General features: G+C 58.1%; 13 protein-coding genes, 1 tRNA gene and 1 pseudogene. 8 read left to right on the top strand and 7 right to left on the bottom strand.

The window, feature by feature from the left end; genetic code table 11:
- Positions 1-30: 30 nt before the first annotated feature.
- A complete protein-coding gene (locus CAQU_RS05655; RefSeq protein WP_075728438.1) occupies positions 31-2,373 on the top strand; it encodes a HelD family protein in 2,343 nt (780 codons plus the stop codon).
- A 58-nt stretch (positions 2,374-2,431) separates the two neighbouring features.
- Here CAQU_RS05655 and CAQU_RS05650 read toward each other — a convergent pair whose 3' ends face one another.
- Both CAQU_RS05650 and uvrB read right to left on the bottom strand, forming a co-directional pair.
- On the bottom strand, positions 2,432-2,872 hold the full coding sequence (locus CAQU_RS05650) for a universal stress protein (protein WP_075728436.1): 441 nt from the start codon (positions 2,870-2,872) through the stop codon (positions 2,432-2,434).
- Between the two features lie 184 nt (positions 2,873-3,056).
- On the bottom strand, positions 3,057-5,165 hold the full coding sequence (gene uvrB / locus CAQU_RS05645; RefSeq protein ID WP_075728434.1) for an excinuclease ABC subunit UvrB: 2,109 nt from the start codon (positions 5,163-5,165) through the stop codon (positions 3,057-3,059).
- 100 nt (positions 5,166-5,265) lie between these two features.
- Between uvrB and CAQU_RS05635 the strand changes: the two genes are divergently transcribed.
- Complete coding sequence (locus CAQU_RS05635) at positions 5,266-6,741, top strand: glycoside hydrolase family 183 protein (RefSeq protein WP_245797301.1); 1,476 nt, start codon at positions 5,266-5,268, stop codon at positions 6,739-6,741.
- A gap of 83 nt (positions 6,742-6,824) precedes the next feature.
- On the opposite strand, the gene coaE is transcribed toward CAQU_RS05635, so the two are convergent.
- The 3 genes from coaE to rpsA all read right to left on the bottom strand — a co-directional run bounded on the left by coaE (position 6,825) and on the right by rpsA (position 11,735).
- Positions 6,825-7,436 (bottom strand): dephospho-CoA kinase, encoded by a 612-nt coding sequence (coaE, locus tag CAQU_RS05630; protein WP_075725978.1) that lies wholly within the window; start codon positions 7,434-7,436, stop codon positions 6,825-6,827.
- Positions 7,437-7,536: 100 nt separating this feature from the next.
- Positions 7,537-9,627: a glucose PTS transporter subunit IIA gene (locus CAQU_RS05625; protein WP_075725976.1), complete on the bottom strand. Its 2,091-nt coding sequence runs from the start codon at positions 9,625-9,627 to the stop codon at positions 7,537-7,539.
- Positions 9,628-10,283: 656 nt separating this feature from the next.
- The gene (gene rpsA, locus CAQU_RS05620) at positions 10,284-11,735 is read right to left on the bottom strand and encodes a 30S ribosomal protein S1 (protein ID WP_075725974.1); all 1,452 of its coding nucleotides are present in this window, start codon (positions 11,733-11,735) and stop codon (positions 10,284-10,286) included.
- Positions 11,736-12,145: 410 nt separating this feature from the next.
- Here rpsA and CAQU_RS05615 point away from each other — a divergent pair, with 410 nt between their 5' ends.
- Positions 12,146-12,961 (top strand): class I SAM-dependent methyltransferase, encoded by an 816-nt coding sequence (locus tag CAQU_RS05615; RefSeq protein ID WP_075725972.1) that lies wholly within the window; start codon positions 12,146-12,148, stop codon positions 12,959-12,961.
- Positions 12,962-13,041: 80 nt separating this feature from the next.
- Here the strand turns inward: CAQU_RS05615 and polA are convergent, their stop codons facing one another.
- The gene (polA, locus tag CAQU_RS05610) at positions 13,042-15,681 is read right to left on the bottom strand and encodes a DNA polymerase I (RefSeq protein WP_075728432.1); all 2,640 of its coding nucleotides are present in this window, start codon (positions 15,679-15,681) and stop codon (positions 13,042-13,044) included.
- A gap of 220 nt (positions 15,682-15,901) precedes the next feature.
- Between polA and CAQU_RS05605 the strand changes: the two genes are divergently transcribed.
- The 4 genes and pseudogenes from CAQU_RS05605 (at position 15,902) to CAQU_RS05580 (ending at position 20,851) form a co-directional block, all read left to right on the top strand.
- Positions 15,902-15,975 (top strand) — tRNA-Leu (locus tag CAQU_RS05605).
- A gap of 85 nt (positions 15,976-16,060) precedes the next feature.
- Positions 16,061-17,395: pseudogene (locus CAQU_RS12625) on the top strand (IS3 family transposase).
- Between the two features lie 96 nt (positions 17,396-17,491).
- The gene (locus CAQU_RS05585) at positions 17,492-18,838 is read left to right on the top strand and encodes an IS256 family transposase (RefSeq protein WP_075725966.1); all 1,347 of its coding nucleotides are present in this window, start codon (positions 17,492-17,494) and stop codon (positions 18,836-18,838) included.
- 99 nt (positions 18,839-18,937) lie between these two features.
- Positions 18,938-20,851: a hypothetical protein gene (locus CAQU_RS05580; protein ID WP_075725964.1), complete on the top strand. Its 1,914-nt coding sequence runs from the start codon at positions 18,938-18,940 to the stop codon at positions 20,849-20,851.
- A gap of 148 nt (positions 20,852-20,999) precedes the next feature.
- Here CAQU_RS05580 and CAQU_RS05575 read toward each other — a convergent pair whose 3' ends face one another.
- Entirely contained in the window at positions 21,000-22,460 is a 1,461-nt protein-coding gene (locus CAQU_RS05575) for a hypothetical protein (protein ID WP_075725962.1), read from the bottom strand.
- 404 nt (positions 22,461-22,864) lie between these two features.
- Between CAQU_RS05575 and CAQU_RS05570 the strand changes: the two genes are divergently transcribed.
- On the top strand, positions 22,865-23,764 hold the full coding sequence (locus CAQU_RS05570; protein ID WP_075725960.1) for an ABC transporter substrate-binding protein: 900 nt from the start codon (positions 22,865-22,867) through the stop codon (positions 23,762-23,764).
- Positions 23,765-23,801: the final 37 nt, after the last annotated feature.

Here is a 23,801-nt window from a genome sequence, read left to right as displayed (position 1 = left end):
AGGAGTTTTTCTGTGGACGATTCGTCCCCTTTGCAGTCCCCCACGACTCAGCCCGCACGGCAGTGCCTGCGCGCGCAAAGCATCGCTGAAGAGCAGGCATACGTCGATGAGCTTTTCGGCCGCCTCGACAACGAAATCCGCACCGCCCGCCAGCGCCTCGCCGACGTGCAAGCAGCGGTTGATACCGCAACCCCCGACGCGGAAGCCCTCATCACCCGCGAAACCGAGTACCACGGCCTGAACGAAAAACTCGACCGCCTCACCATCGCACAACTGGGGCTCGTCTTCGGACAAATCACCGTCGACGCCACCGATCAGCAGCGCGGCCTCGGCCTTCCTGTCGCAGGTTTCGACGGTCTCGAAAGGCGCTACATCGGACGCATGGGCATCGACGATCGCGCCGACAACTACCGCACCCTGCTGCTCGACTGGCGCGCCCCAGCCGCCCGCCCCTTCTACCTCGCCACCACCGCACAGCCGGAAGGCGTGCACATGCGCCGCCACATCCGCACCACCGGACGCAAAGTCACCGGGGTTGATGACGAAATCTTGCAAGGCACCTTCGACCGCGACGGCGATGACACCACCCACGCCAACGTGGTCAGCGAACGTGCCCTCTACCGGGCATTGGTCAAAGCACGCACCGCGCACATGCCCACCATCGTGGAAACTATCCAACAGGAACAAGACGCCATCATCCGGGACGCCACCCGCAAGGTCATGGTCGTCGAGGGCGGTCCCGGAACCGGCAAAACCGCGGTGGCACTCCACCGAGTGGCCTACCTGCTCTACACCTGGCGCGAACAGCTGGAAAAAACCGGTGTGCTCATCATCGGCCCCAACGAGCACTTCCTGGAATACATTTCCCGCGTGCTCCCCGAACTAGGTGAAACCGGTGTCGTGCTCACCACCATCGGCTCCATGTACCCAGGGATTCGACCCACCCACCCCGACACCATGAGCGCCGCCGAAATTAAAGGCAGCCTCGAAATGGTCTACATCCTCAAACAGCTCGTCAACGCGCAGCAAACCCTCGCCCACCGTACCGTCCTCGTCGACCGCACCGAACTGACCATCACAGAATCCATGGTCAAAAAGGCCCGCACCCGCGCTCGGCGCAGCCGGCTGCCCCACAACAAAGCCCGGGGAGTGTTCGCCAACGAGCTGCTGGATCAGCTCGCCCGCCATTACGGCAAGATCCTGTTCGAAGATCCCCTCGGCCCCACCACTGTTGCGGAGGCTGAAGTGGCACAATTGCACGACGACCTCGCCGAGGTTCCCGCCGTTTCCGAATTTATCGACGAGTGCTGGCCGCTTTTAAACCCGACTGACCTGCTGTCATCTTTCTTGGGCGATGCCGAGATGATCGACGCTATCGCCCATGAATACGACGAGGACACCCGGGCCGCGCTTGTGCGACCTCGCGGTGATGACTGGTCGACCAGCGACGCCGCCCTCCTCGACGAACTCGCAGAACTCATCGGCGTGCCCGACGAGCAGGACTCAGAAGACCGCGGCCGGTGGCACGCGGAACTCGACGATGCGCAGGAAGCCTTGGATATTTTGTCCTCCTCCGCCTCCCAGGATCTGGACGACGGTTTCGATGCGGAAATCCTGCAAGCTAGCGACGTCATTGACGCCGAAACACTGGCGCAGCGTCAACAGGTGCGCGATCACCGCACGACCGCCCAACGCGCCGCAGCCGACCAGCGCTGGGCCTATGGGCACGTCATTGTGGACGAGGCGCAGGAATTAACTCCCATGGAGTGGCGCATGGTGATGCGCCGCTGCCCCTCACGCTGGATGACCCTCGTCGGAGATACCGCACAAACCGGCGCTCCGGCTGGGGTGGATTCCTGGCAGGAAGCACTCGAGCCTTTTATTTCCTCCCGCTTTGTGCACCACGAGCTGACCGTCAATTACCGCACCCCCGCTGAGATCATGGAGGTTGCTTCTCCCCTGCTAAGCATCGTTGCGCCGGAGCAAACACCCGCACGGCCGATCCGCGAGGGCGGGCCATCCACGGTGTCCACCATCTCATTTAAGGAAATTGGTTCCCGTGTGGCCGAATTGCGTGCCGCCGATGAGCAGCGCCGGATCGCGGTCATTCACCCCACCACGCAGGCTTTGTCCGCGGACGATAAGGCGGCCTTGGCGACACTTGACCGGGACTTCGCTGGGGAGCAGCAAACGGGCGCAGTGACTGTGTCCGAGGTTTCTGCGCTCAAGGGGCTCGAGTTCGACCACGTCATCCTCGTGGACCCTGCAGGCATCGTCGAGGGCTCCCCCCAGGGCTGGCAGGATCTGTATGTCGCATTGACCAGGGCGACCCAAACGCTGACCCTGGTCGGCGAGATGCCTGAGGTGCTGTAAAACGCGTTCAGCCCCGGTGCACCACTTGGTGCGCCGGGGCTGAAGACTGCCTCAGGTTTTAGGAGACGGTGTGGACGATCATCACGTCGCACTGGGACTGACGGGCAACGTCGGCGGGGACAGAGCCCAGCAGGCGGCCGGTCAGGGAGTTGATACCACGGTTACCGACGACGAGCAGGTCGGCGTTGTTTTCGTTAACGATCGCCATGAGAGCCTCGACGGGGGTGCCGGGCTTGATCTGGGTATCGATCTTTTCGCATCCGACTGCGCGGGCGGCCTCAGCAGCGGTGTCCAGGTTCTTCTGGGCGGGGTCGTCGCCGAGGACGGTGACGGAGTCCTGGCGGAGAGTCTTGGAGGCGTCTTCCTTGGACTCGTAGTAGGCGCAACCGATGATGAGGGTGGCGTCGAAGGCTGCGGCGATCTTTGCGGCGCGCTCTACGGCGAGCATCGAGGACTTAGAACCGTCGGTGCCGACAACGATCTTGCTGTAATCGCTCATGAACAAACCTTTTTCTTCCAAAGCTGCGTAAGGGGTTAAGCGGCGCACTGTCGTGCGCTCCTTATATCGGTTTAACACTACCAAAGGGTGGGCCATGAAACCGCACCCCGGAAAACCTTGCCGCACAGCAGCGAAGCGATGAAGCGTTGTTGCAGGACAAACGATATTTTCTGGGGGAACGTTTTTAGAGTCCGGCTTCCTTCATTCCGCGCAATTCCTTCTTCAGGTCTTGAATTTCGTCGCGAAGTCGTCCTGCGAGTTCGAATTTAAGCTCACGCGCGGCGTCTTTCATTTGGGCGGTGAGATCGTCGATCAATGCTTGCAGTTCATCGGTCGGCATGTCTTTGGCTCGTTCGCGGATGGCTTCGCCTTCCACGACTGCGGCATCACCGCGGGCGCTTGAATGTTCTTCCTCGGCATTGTCGTAGACCTCGTCGAGGATGTCGGCGATCTTTTTACGCAAGGGCTGGGGGTCGATGCCGTGTTCCAGGTTGTACGCAATCTGCTTTTCGCGGCGCCGTTCGGTTTCGTCGATCGCTTCCTGCATAGAGTCGGTGATCTTGTCGGCGTACATGTGGACTTCGCCGGACACGTTTCGGGCGGCGCGACCAATGGTCTGGATGAGGGAGCGGGTGGAACGCAAGAAGCCTTCCTTGTCGGCGTCCAAAATACTCACCAGGGACACTTCCGGAAGGTCGAGGCCTTCTCGCAGGAGGTTAATACCGACGAGGACGTCGCATTCGCCAAGCCGCAGCTGGCGCAGCAGTTCGACGCGCTGGAGGGTGTCGATATCGGAGTGCAGGTAGCGGACACGCACATTGTGTTCGAGCAGATAGTCCGTGAGGTCTTCCGCCATCTTTTTCGTCAGCGTGGTCACCAGCACGCGTTCGTCTTTGGCGACGCGCAGGCGGATTTGTTCAATCAGGTCGTCGATTTGTCCCTTGGTAGGCTTGACGACGATCTTCGGGTCGACAAGACCGGTGGGGCGAATGACCTGTTCAACGAATTCTCCCCCGGCCGCGGCGAGCTCGTAAGTGCCGGGGGTTGCGGAGAGGTATACGCACTGGCCCTTGCGGTCGTCGAATTCCTCCCAGGTTAACGGCCGGTTGTCTAGTGCGCTGGGCAGTCGGAAGCCGAAGTCGACGAGGTTGCGTTTACGGGAGGCGTCACCTTCAAACATGCCACCGATTTGCGGCACGGTCACGTGGGACTCGTCGATGATGGTGAGGAAGTCTTCCGGGAAGTAGTCGATGAGTGTTGCGGGCGCGGAGCCGGGGGCGCGGCCATCGATGTGGCGCGAGTAGTTTTCGATGCCGGAGCAAAAACCGACTTGTTCGATCATTTCCAGGTCGTATTCGGTGCGCATGCGTAGGCGCTGGGCTTCGAGTAGTTTTCCGCGGTTTTCGAGGTCGTCGAGCCGGTCGGCGAGTTCTTCTTTGATGGCGGCGACGGCTTTTTCCATGCGCTCGGGCCCGGCCACGTAGTGGGTAGCCGGGAAGATGCGCAACTCATCGACTTGGCGGATGACGTCGCCGGTGAGGGGGTGGATGTAGTACAGGGCGTCGATTTCGTCGCCGAAGAATTCGACGCGGACGGCGAGTTCTTCGTAGGCGGGGATGATGTCGACAGTGTCGCCTTTGGCACGGAAGGTGCCGCGGGTGAGGGCAACATCGTTGCGGCCGTATTGGATGTCGACGAGTAGTCGCAGCAGGCGGTCGCGTTCCAGTTCGTCGCCCACGCTAACGACGAGGGATCGATCCAGGTAGGACTGGGGCGTGCCGAGGCCGTAGATGCATGACACGGAGGACACCACCACAACATCCCGGCGGGATAACAGCGCCGAGGTGGCGGAGTGGCGCAGCCTTTCGACGTCTTCGTTGATGGAGGAGTCTTTTTCGATATAGGTGTCTGTTTGCGCGATGTAGGCTTCGGGTTGGTAGTAGTCGTAGTAGCTGACGAAGTATTCCACCGCGTTGTTGGGGAGCAGGTTTTTCAATTCGTTGGCTAGCTGCGCGGCCAGTGTCTTGTTGGGCGCCATGACAAGGGTGGGGCGCTGTACTTGTTCGATGAGCCAGGCTGCGGTGGCGGATTTGCCGGTACCGGTGGCGCCAAGCAGGACGATGTCTCGTTCTCCCCTGTTGATGCGTTCGGTGAGTTCTTTAATTGCGGCGGGCTGGTCGCCGGCTGGCTGGTACTCGCTGATGACTTCGAAACGCCCGTCGCTGCGTTCGACGTCGCCTACTGGGCGGTGTTCGGAGTGGGATACGACGGGGTGTTCTGCTGCGAATGCCATGGTGTTCAATCTAGACGAGTTCTTCGGCTAAGCAACCCGGGCAATTGGGGGTGGTTTTTTCTGCTGTGTTTGTGCTGTGTATGCAGGTAGGGTGAAGCCCATGCGTTCTCTTGATCCTCAGAAAACTACTTCTGGTTCGTCGTCTGTGTTCTCGCGGCGTGTGACGTCGTTGGTGGTGTCGACCGCTTTGGTTCCGGTGATTGCGGTGTCGACTGCGGTTCCTGCGCTGGCGGATCCGTGTTCGACGTACAACGCTGCGGTGAATGCGGAAATTGCGCGTTTGCGGGCGTTGGGTGAGATTAAGCCGGGTTCTTTTTCTTCTTCGGGTTTGTCTTCTTCGGAGCCGGAGCAGTTTGATCCGCACGTCGATGATCCGGCGGCGTTTGAAGGCACTGGTAAGAAGCTGCCGCCGTGGATTCGGGGTAATCCGGGCCAGTTGCCGGTGATTAAGGGCCACACGGAGGCGCTGCATTTGTTGACTGGCCCTGGTTCCCCGCAGCGGACCCACCGTTCTTTCCGGATTGGTGGCACGGATTTGGGTATCGCCTTTGATGATTCTGCGGGGAATACGTATTTGGTTTTTGGCGACACGATGGGCTGTGGTTCTTCGCTTGATTGGCGCTCGAATGCGTTGTTGCGGACCAAGGATCACAACTATGCCGATCAGCTGACTGGTTTGCAGGCGCTGACGCCTTCTGGGTGGAGTTCGCAGGGGTATGCGCGCGAGTTTATTCCTTCGTTGAAGGAGCCCGGGGTGGAGCACACCACGATTCCGACGGCCGGTGTTGAGGTCAATGGGGTGTTGTATGTGGATTACATGTCGGTGCGGTCGTGGGGTGCTCCGGGGGAATGGACGACGAATTATGCGGCGACGATGCGGTCGACCGATGGTGGCCGTACCTGGCGCAAGATGGTTGATTCTGAGCGTATTAATCCTCAGGTGCGCGGTGCGTATGGCACGAGTAGTCGCCGGGTCCGGGTGGGCGATGAAAAAACCCAGATGTCTGCTTTTGTGAAGGCCGATGGCTATGTGTACCGCTATTCCACGCCGTCTGGCCGTGGTGGTAGTGCGATTGTGTCGCGTGTGAAGCAGGCGGATTTTCCGGACGAGAGCGCGTTTGAGTTTTTGGTGGGTGATCAGTGGGTGAAGGGCGCGCCGAATTTGGCGACGCCGGTGTTTGATGCGCCGGTGAGTGAGATGTCGGTGTCCTACAACGATTTCTTGCGCCGTTATACCGCCATGTATTACACCAATGGGGGTTTGGTGTTGCGGACCTCGACGACGCCGTATGGCCCGTGGTCGGAACAGCGCGTAGTGGTGGATACGGGCACTATTCCGGGTTTGTATGGTGGTTTTTTGTTGCCGCGGGCGGATAGTAAGTATCTCTATTTTGTGGCTACCACCTGGGATAATTACAACGTCATGCTGATGCGCACTGATTTGGAACAGCTCACGAGCCATGGTGCTCGTGGTTTGCGTTCTGCGGTTCCGATGCGTCAGTCGGGCCAGCCGGATTATGATCCGCGCGTTGATGATGGCTTGACTGTGGTGGATTGGGTCCGTTTCGAGGAGTGATTCTGCCGCGAGTTTGTTGACGCATTTGACCGCACCCGTTGCCCAATCTTTTTGGGTGGCGGGTGCGGTTGTGTGTGGGGTGTTTAGGCCAGGGGGATGCCTTTTGTGCGCAGGGTGGTGATGAGGGTGTCGAGTTGGGTGGACAGTTGTTCGCGGGTGCCGTTGTTGTCGATGATGATGTCGGCTGCTGCGCGGCGTTTGTCGTCGGGGATTTGTTGTTTGATGCGTGCCCAGGCGTCGGTTTCGTCGAGTCCTCTGTGTTCGACGAGTCGGGTGACGCGTTTTTCGGGTTCGACGTCGACGACGATGACGAGGTCCATGTCTGTGTGCAGGCCGAGGTCGACGAGCAGGGGCATGTCGTAGACGACGGCTGCATGTCCTTGGGCTTTGGCTTCGTCGAAGCGGCGTTGGGTTTCTTCCCGGATGGCGGGGTGCATGATGGCGTTGAGTGCTGCGGTGCGTTCGTCGCTGGAAAAGGCGCGTTGTGCGAGGAGTTTGCGGTTGAGTGCCCCGTGGTCGTCGATGATGTCGGCCCCGAATTCTGCTGCGAGCTTGGGCAATAGGGGGCTTTGGGGTTGCACGATGTCGCGGGCGATTTTGTCGGCGTCGACGATGGGTAGCCCGTGGTGTTTGAGGTGGGTGGCGACGGTGGTTTTTCCGCTTCCGATGCCTCCGGTGAGCCCGATGAGTTTCATAGGCGCCCATCCTAGTGGAGTTTTTGGGTACGACAACGCCCGCTGCTGCTGGTGCAGGAGCGGGCGTTGTCTGAGGTGATGCGGGGTACTGGGGCCGGGGTTATTCGGCCGGTTTTGCGATCACCTTGAGGATTTCGGTGCCGGTGCCGACGGTGCCGGTGCGGCTTTGGACGTCAGCGAACTTCTTGTAGTTGGTGACGAGGACCGGGGTGATGGCCGGGTAGCCGGCCTTTTCGATTTCGGCCTGATCGAAGGTGATGAGCTTGTCGCCCTTCTTCACGCGCTGTTTGCGTTCGACGTGGGTGGTGAAGCCCTTGCCGTCCATTTGGACGGTGTCGACGCCGACGTGGATGAGCAGCTGTACACCGGAGTCCAGGTTGAGTCCGACGGCGTGGCCGGTCTTCTGGATGGTCATGACGGTGCCGTCTTCGGGGGCGTAGACGGTATCGCCGGTGGGCCAGATGCCGACGCCGTGTCCGACGGCGCCGGAGGCGAAGGCTGCGTCGGGGATGTCGGCCAGGGGCACGACTTCACCTTCGAGCGGGGAGGAGATCATGGTTTCTGCGCCGGGGACCATGGCCGGTTTGACGGTCTTGGGCTTTTCGGCCACGGCGGTTGCGGTGGCGGCACCTGCAGCGCCGGCCGGGGCTGCGGCCGCAGCGGGGGCGGCGGGAGCGGCGTCTACTGCTGCGGATTCAGCAGCGGCGGCGTTGTCTGCAGCGATCTTGGCGCGGACTTCTTCGCGTTCTTCCTTGGAGCGGTAGTCCAGGAAGACCACCAGGAGGAAGGAGGTCAAGAAGGCGACGGCGATGCCGATGGCGTAGCCGCCCCAGGGGTCCATGGCGGGGATGGTCAGCAGCGAGGTGAACACGAAGGCGTTGGCCTTGACGTTGAAGATGCCCATGACGACACCGCCGGCGACACAGCCGGGCAGGAGGCGGAAGTAGGTCTTACGGAAGCGCAGCAGCACACCGTAGAGGGAGGGCTCGGAGATACCGCCGAGCAGGCCGGCCAGCATGCCACCCATGGAGACCTGGCGCATGGTGGTGTTCTTTTCCTTGATGGACAGCACCAGCACGCCGGTGACCACGCCGAAGCAGGCGAAGTTCCAGGCACCCATGGGGCCTTGGATGAAGTCGTAGCCCAGGGAGTTGATGTTCTGGATCATGATGGCGTTCAGCGGCCAGTGCAGGCCCAGCGGCACCAGGAAGGGGTACAGGCAGGGGATGATGATGGCGAGGATGAACGGCGAGAAGTCGTTGACTGCGTAGAGGAAGTTGGAGATGCCGTTGCCGACGCCGATGCCGATGGGGCCGAAGACGAAGGCGGTGGCGGGGATCATGACGAGCATGGACAGGAAGGGCACGAAGACCATGTGGACGGCTTCGGGGATGATCTTCTTGAACAGGCGCTCAACCCACAGCAGGGCGATGGCTGCGATCAGCGGGGGGAAGACCTGTCCGCCGTAGTCGTTGATGACCATGGGCAGGCCGGCGATGTGGTAGGTGTACACGGTGCGGCCGGCGGCCTCGGTGACCTCGCCGTACTTCTCGGCGTACTCCGGGGAGGAGAAGGCGAGGAAGGCCGGGGTGAGCAGGGCGGCGGGGATGGATGCGCCGACCCATTCGTTAGCGCCGAGTTTGCGGGCGGCGGTAGCGCCGACCATGATCGGCAGGAAGTAGAAGACGGACTTCCACATGGCGTGGCCGAGCATGTACAGCGGGGGCTGATCGATGTCGGGGGCCCGGAAGTCCTGCAGTTTGAAGGTGTCGGCCAACACCAGCATGGTGATGATCAGGGATGCGCCGAGCAGGGCCCACAGGATGGGGCGGAAGGTGTCGGAGAGCACCTCGAAGGAGTAATCGATCCAGGAGTACTTGCCACGGACGCCGCCGTATTCCTTCTTGCCGGCGGAGGCCTTGGAGGCGCCGTCGCCCATGCCGGGCTGGGACTGGATGCCCTTGTAGTATTCGGCCACGCCGCCGCCCATGATGACCTGCAGGCCGGTGGAGCCCTGCGGGACGACGCCGAGGACGTCTTCGTTGGCGTCCAGCGCCTCAATGTCAGCCTTGGACTGATCCGCCAGCTGGAAGCGCAGGCGGGTGGCGCAGTGGGTGAGGCTTACGACGTTGTCGGCGCCGCCGACCTTGTCGAGAATGAATTGCGACGTTGTCGCAACGTTTGTCGCCATGTGTGCGAACCTTTCTTCTCACGTCCCTTTGTCCCTTAGCCGCCCGGCCACAGGTCACATCTGTGAGCCCGGGTGGGGGTGGGGATTGGGGTGTGGGGTGGGAGGGGTCTCGACGCATCCGACCACGGTTTCCGTTGTCACTTTTATGTGACCCAACACATTCATGCTCGGCTGTCTGAGAGTCATCACAATCATAAACCGGAAAACCAAAATCCCAAGCATTCGGACAGTCACACCACGGTTTGCCCACAGAATTATCTGCAATAGCCAAAGAAATCCCACACACCCAAAAAATGGGGTGGTTTTTGCACGTTTTCCCCCAAACCCCCAGCGCACAGCACTAGACATCACGCGCACCGTTTTGACGTTTCGCTCATTTGGCCCCATGATGTAACGGTCATTTGGGTGCAAATTCCATCAAGACAATGGGAAAAATCACACTATTGACAGGCGTTGTAGGCCGGTTTTCTCCCCCACGCCACCCACAGCAAAAGGGACAACAATCACCCGTTTTTTCCCTTCGCCCGGGCCACTGTGGCCCCTGCATGAAACAAGCCCCCACCTCACCTTTCCCCTTAACGGGAATAGGTGCGATGGGGGCTTGTGAACAGGCTACTGCTCACAGGTTGTGCCACGCCGTAACGGCGGGCGCAAGCTTAGAAGCCAGCGAGCTTTTCGCGCAGTGCAGCGAGCTGCTCGTCGGAAGCCAGGGAGCCGGCCTCAGCGGTCTCCTCGGCAGCGGCTTCACCAGCGGACTCAGAGGAGTAGTTGGTGGCGCCGGCGTCTGCAGCCTCAGCGGCAGCAGCGCGGTGCTTCTCGATCTGAGCGGTGTGCAGCTGGTGGCGACGCTCGGACTCTGCGTAGCGAGCTTCCCACTCGGCGCGCTGGGTCTCGAAGCCCTCGAGCCATTCGTTGGTCTCGGGGTCGAAGCCCTCGGGGAAGATGTAGTTGCCCTGCTCGTCGTAGGAGTCAGCCATGCCGTACTTGGACGGATCGAACTCTTCGGTGTAGTCCTCGTCGGCCTGCTTCAGGGACAGGGAGATGCGACGACGCTCGAGGTCGATGTCGATGACCTTGACCATTGCTTCTTCGCCAACGTTGACAACCTGATCCGGAACCTCGACGTGGCGCTCGGCCAGCTCGGAGATGTGAACCAGGCCCTCGATGCCCTCTTCGACGCGCACGAACGCACCGAAGGGAACCAGCTTGGTGACCTTGCCCGGAACGATCTGGCCCACAGCGTGGGTGCGGGCGAAGACGCGCCACGGATCTTCCATGGTGGCCTTCAGGGACAGGGAGACGCGCTCGCGGTCGAGATCGACGTCGAGAACCTCAACGGTGACCTCGTCGCCAACGGCGACAACCTCAGACGGGTGGTCAATGTGCTTCCAAGACAGCTCGGAAACGTGAACCAGGCCGTCGACACCGCCGAGATCGACGAAAGCGCCGAAGTTGACGATGGAGGACACAGTGCCCTTGCGGACCTGGCCCTTCTGCAGCTGGTGCAGGAACTCGGAGCGAACCTCAGACTGGGTCTGCTCGAGCCATGCACGGCGGGACAGCACAACGTTGTTGCGGTTCTTGTCCAGCTCGATGATCTTGGCCTCGATCTCCTGGCCGATGTACGGATCCAGGTCACGGACGCGACGCATCTCAACCAGGGATGCGGGCAGGAAGCCGCGCAGGCCGATGTCGAGGATGAGGCCGCCCTTGACGACCTCGATGACGGTACCGGTAACCGGCTCGTCGTTCTCCTTGAGCTGCTCGATGGTGCCCCAAGCACGCTCGTACTGAGCACGCTTCTTGGACAGAATCAGGCGGCCTTCTTTGTCCTCCTTGGTCAGGACGAGAGCTTCGATCTCGTCGCCAACCTCGACGACCTCATCCGGGTCGACGTCGTGCTTGATGGACAGCTCGCGGGAGGGGATGACACCTTCGGTCTTGTACCCGATGTCAAGCAGAACCTCATCGCGATCAACCTTGACGACGGTGCCGGAGACCAGGTCACCATCGTTGAAGTACTTGATGGACTGTTCAACCGCGGCGAGGAACTCCTCAGGGCCACCGATGTCGTTGATGGCAACCTGAGGGACGTTGTTGGTGGGCATAAATAGTGCTCCGAGAAAATAGGAAGACAGGGGGTTTACATTTCGTGCGCATCCACCGCTAGACGCATCGGCACAAACCACAACCAACCAGCATTGACGCTGCTCAAGCCCAGTATGTGCGAGTGTTAAGCCGTGTGCCCTGCCCCCAGCCCGGCCTTCCTATTTTTACCGAACATGGACGCAGTGACAGATACGCTCCGATAACAATACCTGCCCACACCACACAAAGCAACCAGCAACATCCACCCAAATCCCCTGGACACGCCCAGTATTTCTCCCCCATCACAAACATTTACTAGCGCCACACGCACCACACACAACAACCCCAGCACTCCACCCATCAGCCCCAGCACCCCACCACACCGCCGCGCCACACCACCACACCACCGCAACGCCTACACTTAGCTTCCATGCGCAACACCAACCAACCCCCCATTTCCGATGCGGAATCCGCCGCAGCAAACCGGTACTGGTGGGACCTGGACGCCGACAACTACCACGAAGAACACCCCAGCTACCTCGGCGCCAACAACCCCCACGGGGAATTCTTCTGGTGCCCAGAACAACTCCACGAAAAAGACGCCCGCCTCCTCGGTGATGTCACAAAAGCCACCGTCCTCGAAATCGGATGCGGCTCCGCCCCCTGCAGCCGCTGGCTCGCCCACGACGGCGTCGGACACATCGTCGCCTGCGACATCTCGCTGAACATGCTGCGCCACGCCACCAGTGGCAACAACCAACTATGTGGCACCAACTTAATTCAAGCCGACGCCACCCACCTCCCCTTTGCCGACGCAAGCTTTGACGTCGTCTTCTCCGCCTTCGGCGCCATCCCTTTCATCTCCGACACCGCCAACCTGATGAAAGAAATCGCCCGCGTCCTTATCCCCGGCGGACGATTCGTCTTCTCGGTCACCCACCCCATGCGCTGGATCTTCCCCGACAACCCCGGCCAACCCGGACTCACCGTCTACACCTCCTACTTCGACCGCGGCGGCTACGTCGAACGCGACCCAGACACCGGGGTGGCAACCTACGTCGAACACCACCGCACCATCGGCGACCGAGTACGCGAACTCGTCGCAGCAGGATTCGTCCTAGACGACATCATCGAACCCGAATGGCCAAGCCACCTCGAAGAAACCTGGGGACAATGGTCAAAACTCCGCGGCGAACTCTTCCCCGGCACCGCCATCTTCGTCGCCCACCTCCCCCAGCCCACATAAAACCCCAGCACACACATGCCCCGGATGCGCCAACCACACCAACGCATCCGGGGCTTGCACACACAGCGAACTAGCCAGAACTAGTGGGCAGCCGCATCCCAGTTTTCGCCCACCCCGCTGGAAACATCCATCGGCACCGCCAAACTAATCGCAGCACTCATCTGCTCACGCACAATGTCGCCAACCAGCTGCTGCTCCCCAGCAGCAACCTCAACCACCAACTCATCGTGCACCTGCAGCAACACCCGCGACTTCAACTGCCTGTCCAACAACTGTCGATCCACCCGCAACATCGCGACCTTAATAATGTCCGCCGCAGTGCCCTGAATCGGCGCATTCAACGCAGAACGCTCAGCGTTTTCTCGCGCCACCCGATTCGTGGACGACAACTCCGGCAAATAACGACGCCGGCCAAACAACGTTGCCGTGTACCCGGTATCGCGCGCCTCATCGACCACAGTCTCCAAGTACCTCTTCACCCCACCGAAGCGCAAGAAATAATTCTCCATAATCCGCTTCGCCTCGCCCGGCGCAATATCAAGCTGCCCGGCTAGACCAAACGCCGACAGCCCGTACACCAAGCCATAACTCATAGCCTTCACTCGCCGACGAATCTCCGGAGTGACCTGATCAACCGGAACATCGAAAACCTTCGACCCAACGTAGTTGTGAAGGTCCTCGCCCTTGCGATACGCCTCAATCAGCCCCGCATCCTTCGACAGGTGCGCCATCACACGCATCTCAATCTGGGAATAGTCCGCAGTCAACAAGGAATCGAAATCCTTACCCACCACAAATGCCGAACGAATCCGGCGGCCAGCAGGCGTACGCACCGGAATGTTCTGCAAGTTCGGATCAGTCGAAGACAACCGGCCCGTCGCCGTCGACGTCTGCTGGAAAGTGGTGTGAATACGGCCATCATCAGCGACCGCCTTGATCAAACCATCAATCGTGGTCTTCAGCTTCTGATTCTCACGATGCCGCAGCAGCTGATCCAGGAAAGGATGCGGATGATTCTTCGCGAGCTGCTCAATCTCTTTCGCTGCCGTCGAATAGCCCGTCTTCGTCTTCTTCGTCTTCGGCATACCTAAAGTCTCAAACAGCACCGCCTGCAGCTGCTTCGGCGAAGACAAATTCAACGAATCATCATCGGCAAGCTGACGTGCCTGCGCCTGAGCGTCCTCCACCTCACCGACGAAAATATCGCGCTCCCGCTCGAGAATGTCCACATCGACCGCAATACCCGTGTGCTCCATGCGCGCCAACACCGTCGCCAACGGAATTTCCACATCCCGATAAAGCTCGTAGGCGCCAATGGCATGCAGCTGAGACACCAAATGCTCCGCCAGCACAGCAACAGCCCGCGCCTTGCGCAGCAGATGCTGATGATCCGGCGCATCCAGCAAAGTCAACTGCCCACCATCATCAGCGGAAGGCAACTCCGCCTGCAGATGACGAAGCAACACATCATCAAAATCGAAGGAACGCTGACCGGGCTGCAACAAGTACGCCGCCAGCGCAGTGTCTTGCACAAACCCCCGGGGCACGAAGCCACGGCCAGTCAACATGTGCCAATTCTTCTTAATGTCATGGCAGAACTTCGGACTTTCACTGTCCAACCACTCGGCAACAGCCTGTTCATCGGCCTCCGACAGCTGCCCCAAATCGCACACCATGCCGGTGCCATCAACACCCACCAAGGCAATCACCTCAGCGTCACCGCCAGCAGGATCAGGATTTCCCTGAACCACAACAGAAATCCCCTCGGCAGCGTGCGCATCCAACCACGGTCGCACAGCCCCATCGACAACCTCCACGGTGAAGTCCTCGCTCGGCTGCCCATCATCCTCAGTGGTCGCAGCGAAAGCGGTAAACACCCTCTCCCGCAAATGACTACCGAACTCCAAAGCATCAAACTCAGCGTTGACAGCATTCTTATCAACGGGTTTGAGCTCGACGTCCTCAACCCCAACCGGCAGCGCCAAATCGCGCACCATCTCCGTGATCTGCCGATTCAACTTCACCTGATCAATGCGTTCACGGAAGTTTCCGCCCACCTTGCCACCAATCTCATCGGCATGCTCAATCACGCCGTCAAGGTTGCCGTACTTAGTGATCCATTTAGTGGCAGTCTTCTCCCCCACCCCAGGCACACCCGGAAGGTTGTCAGAGTTGTCGCCACGGAGTGCGGCCAAATCCGGATACTGCGCCGGGGTGACTCCATACTTTTCCTCCACCGCCTCAGGGGTAAAGCGGTGCAAAACACTAACCCCCTTCATCGGATACAACACGGTCGTCGTGTCGTTAATCAGCTGGAAAGAATCCCGATCGCCGGTCACAATCAGCGTTTCAAAACCCTTATCCTTCGCGGCAGTAGCCAACGTGGCGATAATGTCATCGGCCTCGTAGTTGGTCTTCTCAATCCACGTGATACCCAGCGGATTCAACACCTTCTTAATCAGGTCGACCTGACCACGAAAAGGCTCCGGAGTCGCATCACGCTGCGCCTTGTACTCCGAAAAAATCTCCGTGCGGAACGTGTGACGCCCCACATCGAAAGCAGTAGCCACGTGGGTGGGCTTTTCCTGCGCGATGAGAGTGTTCAGCATCGTCAAAAAGCCATACACCGCGTTTGTTGCCTGACCGCCGGAAGTATTGAACTTCTCCGGCGGAAGAGCGTAGTAGGCGCGAAAAGCCATGGAATGGCCGTCGATGAGCATGAGGCGGGGTTTGGAGTCGGTCACGCTCGCCCATTCTAGGGCACAGCCCCGCCCGGCGCTTAGCCACCAGTCAGTCCCCTCTACAGTGAGCAAAAAGCCTAGTGCCGGCCATGTTTTTCAGAACTTCTCCCGCATGCGCTATGCTATCCAAGCGTTGGAGACACACCGACCCACAACTTCGGTTGAGACGTCGTTTCACCTCCAATTGAAAAAAACATAGGCCCCAGTAGCCCAATTGGCAGAGGCAACGGATTCAAAACCCGTCCAGTGTGAGTTCGAGTCTCACCTGGGGCACTTCTAGGAAACATCCTGCATTTCCTGAACTGCTCCCCATAATCCGGACTGAGAAATCAGAAACCAGATTGTGGGGAGTTTTTCTATGCATCCACGCAGCAAGCTCAGCCAAACTCAGCGCGAGCAAGCAGTCGAGTTATTCGAGCAAGGCTATGGCTCACGGGCAGTAGCTACCCAATTCGGGGTCGGGCGTGGCCCAATACGTAATCTCGAAAGCCGGTTCCGGCTACATGGCAGACTATGTCTTGTGAGCAAACCAACAAGCAAGCAGTATTCCTTCGACACGAAGATGGAGATCCTTGCTCGCCATAAAGCCGGCGAGACGAAGGCCGATCTCGCTAAGGAGTTTGGTCTGTCATCGCCCAGCTTGATTGGCCACTGGGTGTGGCAGGTCAACAAAGGCGGCATTGATGCACTGCGACCGAAGCCCAAAGGCAGGCCTAAAGGTTCCACTCGCCCTGCGCCGCTGACTGAAGAGGACAAGCTACGACGCGAAAATGAGCGGCTGAAAGCGGAAGTAGCCTATCTAAAAAAATTGCGGGACTTGAGGGATCAGCGACGAGGCTGAAAGTCGAGGCCATCATCACTCTCAAGTCCGAGCATCGCCTTGATGACTTAATTGCCGCATCTGGCCTGGCTAGATCAACGTTTTTTGAGCATCAGCGCCGTCGTGGCGAGCCGGACAAACACGCTGATCTTAAAGCGCAGATGAGAAAGATTTTTCACGACTCCAACGCCACGTTTGGCTATCGACGTGTGTGGCGCGCGTTGCGCAACGACAACACCATCGTTAATAAGAAGTTGGTTCGCAAGCTCATGCGGCAACTAGGTCTGGTATCAAAGGTCAGGCGTAAAAAGTACAACTCCTACCGAGGTACTGTCAGCCACATTGCGGACAACGTGCTTAAACGCCGCTTTACCCCAGACGCACCGAACAAGGTGTGGGTCAGTGACGTCACTTCAGTTCCGGGTGGCCGGCCACAAAGTGTACCTGTCACCGATCATGGATCTATTCGACCGAACCATCTTGGCGCATACCCTGTCGACGTCGCCGTCAACGAAGTTCACCTCACAATCATTGGCTGATGCCATCGCCATGTTCAGCCCGGGTCAAGGACTTATTGTGCACACTGATCAAGGCTTTCAGTACCAGCACTCAAGCTGGCGCAATCTGATTAAAAGCGTTGGTGGTGTGCAGTCAATGTCGCGAAAGGGTAATTGATACGACAATGCGGTGATGGAGAATTTCTTCGGGCATCTGAAAGCAGAGATGTACCACGGTGTTCGGTTCAACAGTGTCGATGAGTTCTGCCGAGCCGTTGATGATTACATCCTGTGGTACAACACGACCCGACTTCAAGAACGATTCAAGGGCCTGGCCCCGATGCAATATCGGAACCAGACCCTTGCAAAACCCTAGCCGTTTAGAATCAACCAAGTCCGAAAAACGGGGAGAGTGTCAGATGGTTTGTGTGTGACGTGTTAAATCACCAGCCATCGAGGAGGATGCTCCACAATGACCACCATGACCACCCGCGACCCGCAAGACAAAGCCCGGCTTAAACAACTAGAGAAGCGACTGATGTCCAGCCCTGAACTCGCCGAGATCCTCAAAGAGTTCGCCACATCATCAACCGACATCAACGACATGGTGCGTTCGATGATCCAGACCGGGATCAACACCGCACTGCAAGCCGAAATGGACGCCCACCTCGGTTACCAAGCAGGAGACCGCACAGGCAAAGCCCGCCACGGCACGGCCGACAATCACCGCAACGGCTCCTACAACAAAACCGTCCAGTCCCAGTACGGGCCTATCGACATCACCGTGCCCAGGGATCGCAGCGGCAGCTTCACCCCACGGATGGTGCCCAAAGGAGCCCGCAGGATCACCGATGTCGACGACCTGATCATCTCTCTGTATGCCGCAGGCACCAGCCTTCGTGACATCCAGCACCACCTGGCCACCACGTTGGGTGTGGATTTGTCGCATGAGACGATCTCCCAGATCACCGACCAGGTCCTAGATGAGGTACTTGCCTGGCAGCACCGGGACTTAGAGGAGTTCTACCCGGTGATCTACCTGGATGCTTTGCGCATCAAAATCCGTGATGGTGCCCGGGTCGTCAACAAGGCCTGCTATATGGCGGTCGGCATCACCATGGAGGGTACCCGGCAGATCTTGGGGCTGTGGATCGCAAACAATGAGGGCGCGGCGTTTTGGGCCCAGGTCTGTGCGGAGTTGGCTAACCGTGGGGTCAAAGATGTGTTCATCGTCTGCTGTGATGGGCTGAAAGGTTTCGAACAGGCGGTGCAGGCCACCTGGCCTGATGCGATGGTGCAGACCTGTGTGGTGCACCTGATCCGCACCGCACTGCGGTGGGTGGCGGCAAAGGACCGTAGCGCGGTCGCGGCTGCTTTGAAGAAGATCTACACCGCTGCAACGGCAGAGCAGGCGCTTGCGTTTTTGGACGAGTTTGATGCCAGCGACATGGGGCTGAAGTATCCGCAGGCGGTGAAGGCTTGGCGGGATGCGTGGGAGCGTTTCATACCGTTTTTGCAGTTCCCGCCGCAGGCGAGGAAGGTTGTCTACACCACGAATGCGATCGAGTCGATGAATGCGCAGTTGCGTAAAGCGACAAGGAATCGGGGGCAGTTTCCTCATGATGCTGCCGCGGTCAAGGCGTTGTGGTTGATGATCTGCCACATCGAGGACCGGCAGGCGGAGAAAACGAAAAAGAAGGCCGGGCGTGCCCGTGCGGGAACGAGCCGGTTTGTTGAGGGGGTGCGTGTGACTGGGTGGGTTGCGGCCATCAATCAGCTGTCAGCACATTACCCGGATCGGTTCGAGCCTTACCTGTAAGCCGAAGTTCACACACAAAAAACTTGACACACTCAAAACGGGGTTCAGTTCATCTAAGGATGCTACCCATTTCAACAACCCACAGAAGGGACAGAACAAATGTCTAATATCGAACAAACTGCAGTCGATCATTTCAGAAGGCTCTGCCGTTCAACTAAACGCCTCCAGGCGAATATTCCTGATGGCGAAAAAGGCAAGATAACCGATGGCTTCATTGATGTGTTCGAGAATGTTCACAATAAGCAAACTGACCAAACATTGAAAGATGGAAATTTCCTCCATCGATTAGATGTCCAGGTTAAGGGGCGACTTCTACCCAAAAACAAAGACTATCTAAAATCGTTCCCGCTATACCGCAACGATCTAGAAAATATAAAAAAGGTTGGCGGGGTCGTGTTGCTTGTTGCGGGAGTCTCTCGGAAAACGGAGGAGGCTGAAATTGCCTACTACGCCGACTTATCCGTTCAGACAGTTGACCTACTGCTTAGTCGCGGGCGGCTTCGAAGTAAATTAAGCATTCAACTCCAAAGCTTCCCGACAGAACCTGCCGAGATTTACCGGTATGTTCGCCACCTTGCAAAACGCCAGGGTACAAAAAATCTCATTACACCCGATGGTGCGTTACTAAACAACGCCAAAGGATTTTCGGTAACACTTCCCCAGCAAATCGACCTCACGCGCCCCCAAGTCTTTGGCGGCCTTAAAGATAGTGCCATTATCGAATTGATCGGTCCAAACGAGCAGAAGCATGTAATGAATGTGCTAATCAAGGTCACTCCGGAAGATTACCAACTCCACAAAGTTGAGGACCTAGAAGTTTCTTGTGGCGATGTTACCTTTTCCGACATCCGTAAACGTAGGTTAGAGAGCGGCAAAGTCGAACTTTACTTTTCTCCAGGAATCTGCTTAACATTCGACCCAAAAAGTAACAAACAGACCTTTGAATTGCAATATGAATCGAGTCTTCACCACGTGCTTAAAGACTTGCTTTTTATGGATGCGCTGCGCGAGGGAATGCCGATAAAATTTAACGGTGAGTCAGCATTTAATTTCCAGAAATCACGAAGTAAGTTTTTGAAGGAATTTCTTGAACCACTGGACTACTTTGTAGCGTTAAGTAACATGTGTGGGGATCTGAGCATCGACCCAAAACTGTGCAAGGTGACCGACCTTTCAGACACCGCCTCCAAAAACTTGCGAGATGTCTACCTTTGCCACGTCGGACTGGCCTCTTTTAAGCACAAGCAAAATATTCCACTCCGGCACGACCTTCACTTGGACAAAGTCAAGATTCTGCTGCTATGGGTGCCAGACGAGGAGACGGGCAAATGGAAGCCTACAAGTTTCTTCGACACAACCAAGCACATGTTTGCGGTCACGAAGCAAGATCCAACGACCAAACAAAACCATATAGAACCCGTTACACCGTATGACTTCATTCCTCACGGAGAGCTTGGGGACATAATCAACCTACAACCCGACTTACTGGTTCCCGCGTACGAAAACTTGGTTGGGGATTCAGTTGCATCCCGCGCTAATCGCACTGTCCTGAGCCTCATTACCAGTGCCGACGAGACCCCCCACCGCCGGGTCGAATTGTTGAAAATGGCGTCAGACTTAAACAAATGGACTATCGAAAAAGAGAAGGAAAACCATTCATTTCTAATCAACAGGTTACAGATAAAAAAGAGGCTAGGGGGCTTAACCGACGAAGATCGAAAAACGACCGATGCTATGTGGGCCAACGCTTGTAGTCAAGTCTATGGAGACGAGTCCTTGACTATTGAAGTTGGTACAAGCATCCTGCTCGGCAAGCATGATGGGGTTGATTATCTCCTCAGCAAAATGGAGAATACCGAGCGGGAGTGCTTTAAATTACTCCCGATTTATTACCTGCACCTGAATCGGGTCGAAGATTACATTTCGGGTTCGCCTGACAATCAAGAAGATTGGTCAAGAATTGAACAGCGCCTCCTCAATAAAGAATTCGAGGAGATTAGTTCGATCCTCTAGCCATAAAATACTTCGGTTTTTGGGAGGTATCACTGCTCCTCTCAGTCTCTTGTGCAACGTGCCTTAACCCGTGCCCGTCTAGCCGGCCTCACGTAGCTCCGCCCCACCCGACGGGGCTTTTTCGTGCCCACTAGTCCACTAACACTCGTCATATAGTGATACTCGTACCCGTCCCAGTCTGCTCGTCGCTATCCTGCTGCACCAGTGGCTCAAACGTGATCGATGACCAGGCCGAAAATTCCGTGTCTACTAGCGTCTTGGCCACCGCCTCAATCTCTTTCTTGTGCTCCTGCCGATCCAGCTCCGGCGGAGTCGGGATCGCAAGGTTCGGCACCGGGTTTTCACGCTTAAGTACTGCCCGGCACCAGTCAACGTAATCCGGGTCAACCTCGCCAGCGCCCTCCAAAGCATCGACGAACACCTCTAGCTGCCGATAGTGCGCAAACTGCTCAGCGTGACGGCTCAGCACATCCAGCTCAAAGAGCTCTGCCACGCGCTTGCCCACAATTTCAGACGCCCGATCAACCCGTCGCTGATACGACTTCCGGTACAGTTCCTCCAGATCAGCACGGGCGCGGGAGAAAAAGCCACTGATTCGCTCCTGCGTGAAGTATCCCTCCAACGCGTCATCGAGGCGCGTGGGTGAACGTTTGGTGTCGTTGAGCTTCCTGCTGTAGCCAAATTCCAAGCTGAGTCGCCCGTTGGGAACGTGATTGAAGAGCTTTTTCATTGGCCTGTCTTTGTTCCACGAGTAGCGGTTATAATCGGCGACTTCCTGCTTGGTGGGCTCACGCTCAAACTTATCGTGCTGCTCGATGACCTTGATCTCGCTGCGACCAACGAACACAGTGCCTTTGGGTCGGGGCTGCCAGCTCATCGCTTCCTCCGCCTTGTATTCAACCGTCCAGCCTTCGCGCTCGGCTTCGACAAACAGCACATGCAGCAGGCGCTTTGCTCGCGGTTTAGCCTCCTTAGACACCCGGAAATTCTTGCATTCCTCAAAGTGCTTCAGCATGGGGTGGTATTTGCCAATCTTGCGGGTACCGGCCAGGATGGCCCGCGACGCGTCGGCAAAACGAACCTCCTCGACAATGCCCGCCATGAGGTGCGACGGCCACTTCGACCAATAGCACTTCTCAGACCAGGTGTAGACCAGCCGGTTGGCAGGGTTCGACTGCGAAAGTGCTCGTTCAGCGGCTTTCAGGCGGGGCTCCCACTCGGCTTTGTAGGTGTCTTTGTCGCACTTGATGCGAAAGTACCCTCGCGGTGCGTTGGTGATGGCACCGAGCAGCGCGTCTGTTTCTGCGTCGGTAGGTAGCACCCGAGGTCGGTACGGGGTCGCTCGCCACGATGGTGTGATGGTGGTAGTAGAAGCGCCCTTCTTCCGCGACTTTTTCAGCGGTTCGGTACCAGCGAGGACGCGCTTGCCCCTGGCGGTGACCGTTGCCCTCCAGGCATCGCCATGTCCCTTGATTTTCACCAGCTCGTGCGATTCGAGGGTGCGGGCGGAGATTTTGTAGTTGCCGGGCGGTGTTGTGTCCTCCGGGCAGCCCGCGGCAATCCATGCGAGGACGATCTGTTGTCTATCGTTAAGTGCTGTGGCAGCCATGTACTCATTATCCGTCGGTGGCCGCTCTCTCGCTGCACGTCCAGCCGTATGATTTGGAGAGTCATGGCGGAGGTATGTTCGGGGGAATCACGCGAGTGCCCTAGCCAGGCTTTTGTCGCAGGGGATTATCTGGTGTGACACAGAGGATTGGGAGTCGACCTGGCGTTTTGGGGTGATTTAAGTGGGTATTTATGCAACCACTCCCGCCATGACACCCGGGACTGTCGGTTTCGTTGCCAGGAATGTCAAGCCTTGATGTCATGTTGCTGAACCGCCTTGGCCTTGGCACGCAATCGACAACCATCGCGACAGAGGCGCTCTCAGCACCTCAATAACCCTGCATCACACGAAACGTGCAGGTTGCTTTAAGCTTCACAGCCGCACATAAGCTATTGTTAACCCCCATGAATTCTTCTCAACGACGCACCGTGGCGGCGTTGGTTTCCCTCAGCGCTGTCCTCGCAACGCTGACAGGCTGCGTCACCAACAGCGAAATTGGTGAACCTCCAGGCTGGGAACCGATCATTCCCGAAACAAACCCCGAGGTAGCAGCCCTCGTTCCGGCAGAAATCGCCGAACGTGGAACCATCAGCATTGCCACCAACCCGCCGTTTGCTCCCGCCGAATTCAAAGATTCCGACGGCAATATCATCGGCTTCGAAATCGACCTAGCACGCGCGGTGGCAGCAACCATGGGTCTGGAAATGACGATCCAGGATCAAGACTTCTCCATGATCCTGCCCGCAGTCCAAGCCGGAACCGTCGATTTTGGCGCCTCTGGTTTTACCGACAACGAAGAACGCCGCAAGTCCTTCGACTTCGTCGACTTCTTCGTCGCCGGCATCCAATGGGCCAGCCAAACCGGCAAGCCCGTCGACCCCGACAATGCCTGCGGACTCACTGTTGCCGTCCAGCGCGGAACCGTCTCCGACACCGACGACGTCCAAGGTCGCTCCGACGCCTGCGTCGCAGCCGGCAAAGAGCCAATTAAGAAGTTGGCCTACGACTCCTCCGATGCAGCCGCAACCGCCCTCGTCCTCGGCAAAGCCGACGCTTTCAGTGCGGACTCCCCCGTCACCGCATACGCTGTTGCCCGATCCGACGGAAAAATCCAACTCAGCGGCGAAATGTTCGACGCCGCCCCCTACGGCTGGCCCGTACAAAAAGGCTCCGACCTTGGACCCGCCATCGCCGCCGGACTCGACTCCATCATGAAAAACGGCGACTACAACAAAATCCTCGATACATGGGGCATCACCGAGGGCCACCTTTCGGAAGCCATGATCAACGGCAACCCCGCCTAACCGATCGACCACAGCCCCACATCCCTCAAAGACACAC

Source organism: Corynebacterium aquilae DSM 44791 (genome assembly GCF_001941445.1).
Taxonomy (GTDB): domain Bacteria; phylum Actinomycetota; class Actinomycetes; order Mycobacteriales; family Mycobacteriaceae; genus Corynebacterium; species Corynebacterium aquilae.
Note: the sequence above shows the minus strand (reverse complement) of the source record. Positions and strands in the feature narration are given on the sequence as shown.

What these genes read in the sequence shown, in the direction of transcription:
- CAQU_RS05580 (WP_075725964.1), top strand. Translation starts at nt 18,938, where the DNA reads ATGTCTAATATCGAACAAACTGCAGTCGATCATTTCAGAAGGCTCTGC.
- coaE (WP_075725978.1), bottom strand. Translation starts at nt 7,436, where the DNA reads ATGAAACTCATCGGGCTCACCGGAGGCATCGGAAGCGGAAAAACCACC.
- CAQU_RS05575 (WP_075725962.1), bottom strand. Translation starts at nt 22,460, where the DNA reads ATGGCTGCCACAGCACTTAACGATAGACAACAGATCGTCCTCGCATGG.
- uvrB (WP_075728434.1), bottom strand. Translation starts at nt 5,165, where the DNA reads ATGGCATTCGCAGCAGAACACCCCGTCGTATCCCACTCCGAACACCGC.
- CAQU_RS05615 (WP_075725972.1), top strand. Translation starts at nt 12,146, where the DNA reads ATGCGCAACACCAACCAACCCCCCATTTCCGATGCGGAATCCGCCGCA.
- CAQU_RS05585 (WP_075725966.1), top strand. Translation starts at nt 17,492, where the DNA reads ATGACCACCATGACCACCCGCGACCCGCAAGACAAAGCCCGGCTTAAA.
- CAQU_RS05570 (WP_075725960.1), top strand. Translation starts at nt 22,865, where the DNA reads ATGAATTCTTCTCAACGACGCACCGTGGCGGCGTTGGTTTCCCTCAGC.
- CAQU_RS05625 (WP_075725976.1), bottom strand. Translation starts at nt 9,627, where the DNA reads ATGGCGACAAACGTTGCGACAACGTCGCAATTCATTCTCGACAAGGTC.
- rpsA (WP_075725974.1), bottom strand. Translation starts at nt 11,735, where the DNA reads ATGCCCACCAACAACGTCCCTCAGGTTGCCATCAACGACATCGGTGGC.
- CAQU_RS05635 (WP_245797301.1), top strand. Translation starts at nt 5,266, where the DNA reads ATGCGTTCTCTTGATCCTCAGAAAACTACTTCTGGTTCGTCGTCTGTG.
- polA (WP_075728432.1), bottom strand. Translation starts at nt 15,681, where the DNA reads ATGCTCATCGACGGCCATTCCATGGCTTTTCGCGCCTACTACGCTCTT.
- CAQU_RS05650 (WP_075728436.1), bottom strand. Translation starts at nt 2,872, where the DNA reads ATGAGCGATTACAGCAAGATCGTTGTCGGCACCGACGGTTCTAAGTCC.